A 3,262-nucleotide genomic window follows, 5' to 3' on the forward strand; every position below is an offset into this window, starting at 1 on the left:
TTTGACCTGGTAGCTCAGTTGGTAGAGCATCTCCCTTTTAAGGAGAGGGTCCTGGGTTCGAGCCCCAGCCCGGTCACTTTTAAACCTTCAAATATTTATTATTTGGAGGTTTTTTTGTTTCTACTAATTTTAATAGTTTATAAAGAAGCACTTTCCTAGCTAAACCCAAACTATTCTTCTTCTGAATCTATACTAAAACATTACTATCTAAAATATAATATACGAATCTACTAAGTTGATTATAGAAAGTTTTAAAATATTTTAAAAAAACAATTTCAAAAAGACTATCCTTTTTTATTGGTCAAGCACAAATAATTCTAATTAAGATAACAACATGAAAGGTTTACAGTTGGATATAAACGGGACAATCACGTAGCGTAGCAATTCAAAAAATGGTGACACTATAGATTGCCCACAGGTCATGGTCCGCAATGTGATGACCAAAGAATAAATTATTATATAAGATTGATAGGATCAACAAACTAATGATAGCTTCTAATTTTCAGAAACTGAAAATTAGAAGCTATTCTTTTTAGTCGTTCAATGTAAAATCAGAAGCTAACTGAGTATTAGAACTTCCACCAATAAAGACCTTAAAGTCGCCCGTTTCAGATTCCCATAAATTATTTGCGGAATAGAATTCTAAAGTCTTAGGAGTGATAGTAAAGCTCACATTTTTAGTCTCACCAGGCTTTAAAGAAATCATTCTAAAATCTTTTAATTCTTTTACAGGTCTAGCGATACTGGCAAACAAATCTTGAATATATAATTGAACCACTTCTTTACCTTCATATTTACCGGTATTAGACAAATCGAAACTGACTTTCAACTCTCCAGTTTTGCTTAAGGAATTTGTATTTAATTTTAAGTTGTCATAGGTAAATTCAGTATAACTTAATCCATAACCAAACTCATATAAAGGTGTGTTTACTTCATCTGTATAGTGCGTCCAGAAAACAAGATCATCACCAGGGTACGTTGGCCTTCCTGTACTTAAATAGTTATAATACAATGGTACTTGTCCAACATTTCTTGGAAAAGTCATTGGTAATTTTCCACTTGGGTTATAATCACCATAAAGCACCTTGGCAATAGCATCGCCACTAGTTGAACCCAATTGCCAAGCTTCTACTATTGCAGGTATATTTTCATCTGCCCAATTAATAGTCAACGGTCTTCCATTCATTAAAACCAAAACTATGTTCTTATTTACCGCATATACAGCTTCTAGTAATTCTTGTTGCAAACCAGGCAAATCTAAATTTGCCCTACTTCTACCCTCGCCTGATTGAAAACCATGCTCACCCAAGACCATTACTACTATATCTTTATTTTTAGCTACTTCTACAGCTTCTGCAATACCTGTTCTGTCTGTAGTATTTATATCAATTTCAAAGACAAAAGCTTCCTTACCTTTTACCAACTCCACTCCTTTTTCATGATGCAGTTTATTTCCTTTGTATTTCTTTAAGCCTTCCATTACCGATACTGCAGAATTATCTTCCGCAGCAAGTCTCCAACCACCTAATGGACTATTTTTATCTGCCGCTAACGGACCAATAACCGCTATGTTCATTCCCTTCTTTTTCAAAGGCAGCAACTGGTCATCATTTTTTAGAAGCACTATAGACTTTTCAGCCATATCTAATGCTATCCCTTTATTTTTGTCGCTTCCTATCACTGCTTTTTCTCGCTCTTCGTTACAATATTTGTAAGGGTCATCAAAAAGACCTAATTCATATTTCACCCTTAAAATTCTTCGAACGGCATCATCAATTTTATCAACGGAAACTTTACCTTCCTCTACCAAATTTTTTAAATGTTTTACATATAAATAAGATTCCATATCCATATCACTACCGGCATTTGCAGCACTTTCAGCAGCAGATTTGCCATCTTTAGAATACCCATGAGCCACCATTTCAGACATTGAACCCCAGTCAGAAACTACAAAACCTTGATAGTCCCATTCTCCTTTTAAAACATCTCTTTGTAAAAAAGAATTTCCGGTAGCTGGTATTCCATTAAGTACATTAAATGAATTCATGAATGTTTTTACATCAGCTTCTATTGCTGCCATAAACGGAGGAAAAATGGTATTGTATAATGTTGATGTACCCACATCTACCGTATTGTAATCTCTACCTGCTTCAGAAAAGCCATAACCAGCAAAATGTTTAGCTGTTGCCGCTATCGTATTTGGTGCAGAAAGGTCTTCTCCTTGAAACCCGGTAATTCTTGCCTTGGCTATTTGACTACCCAAATATGGATCCTCGCCTGCGCCTTCCATTACTCTACCCCATCGTGCATCTCTTGATATATCTACCATTGGAGCGAAAGTCCAGTTTATACCCGTTGCAGATGCTTCATCGGCAGCCATTGCAGCAGAGGCTTTAATTGCGTCCATATCCCAACTAGATGATTCTGCCAGTGGTATTGGGCTCTGTGTTCTGTACCCATGAATAACATCATAACCAATAATCAAAGGAATACCTAATCTAGATTCTTCAACCACAATCTTTTGTACTTTACGAACTTCTTCTACTCCTGTTACATTTAACATAGAGCCTACCCAACCATTTTTAAGATGGTCAAATTTACTAGAGGCATCACCTTCTTTTGGTATAGGGCCTGTAACATTCCAAAAACCATTATACTGGTTCATTTGACCTACCTTTTCCTCAAGAGTCATTAGCTCCATTAAGGAGTCTATCTTCTTTTCTACTACCACATCTACTTTTGTCTGTGCGTGGTTACTTTGGCTGAATACAAATAAACCAAAGGTGATTAGTATATATTTTTTCATAATTTTCTATTACTATAAAGAGTTTAATAATCAATGAAATATGACCATAGAGGATTCGAATTTACTGCAAAATTATGATAATTCCCTAGCGTAATAAATGTACTAAATGATTTAGATGTATGAAAAATTTCAAATTAGCTAAAATCCTATTCAACCAAAAAAAGGGAAGGAGCTATGCTCCTTCCCTTTTTTATTTACTTAAAATGTTTGATTCTATTCAACCACAATAAACTCCGATCTTCTGTTGAGTTGATGGTTCTCTTTGCTACATGGTACACCATTGCTACACCCATTGGTAAGCTCGGTCTCTCCATAGCCCTCATATGAGATTCTGTTGCTTGGTATACCCGCTGCTATGAGGTAATCGGCTGTCGCCTTTGCCCTGTTCGCCGATAATGTCATGTTGTACGCATCGTTAGCACGTGAATCGGTATGCGAACGTACCTGTACGTTGAC

At 35.9% G+C, this 3,262-nt stretch carries 2 protein-coding genes and 1 tRNA gene; 1 reads left to right on the forward strand and 2 read right to left on the reverse strand.

What is annotated here, in order from left to right:
* Positions 1–3: 3 nt before the first annotated feature.
* Positions 4–76: transfer RNA gene (locus Q4500_RS18565), tRNA-Lys, on the forward strand.
* A 456-nt stretch (positions 77–532) separates the two neighbouring features.
* Here Q4500_RS18565 and bglX read toward each other — a convergent pair.
* Positions 533–2,806, reverse strand: coding sequence for a beta-glucosidase BglX (gene bglX, locus Q4500_RS18570; RefSeq protein WP_303601052.1), 2,274 nt, complete (start codon positions 2,804–2,806; stop codon positions 533–535).
* A gap of 213 nt (positions 2,807–3,019) precedes the next feature.
* Positions 3,020–3,262 (reverse strand): OmpA family protein (locus Q4500_RS18575; protein WP_303601053.1); only part of this gene is annotated, 243 nt, incomplete at its 5' end.

This window comes from Maribacter sp. 1_MG-2023 (genome assembly GCF_030547005.1).
Classification (GTDB): Bacteria; Bacteroidota; Bacteroidia; order Flavobacteriales; family Flavobacteriaceae; genus Maribacter.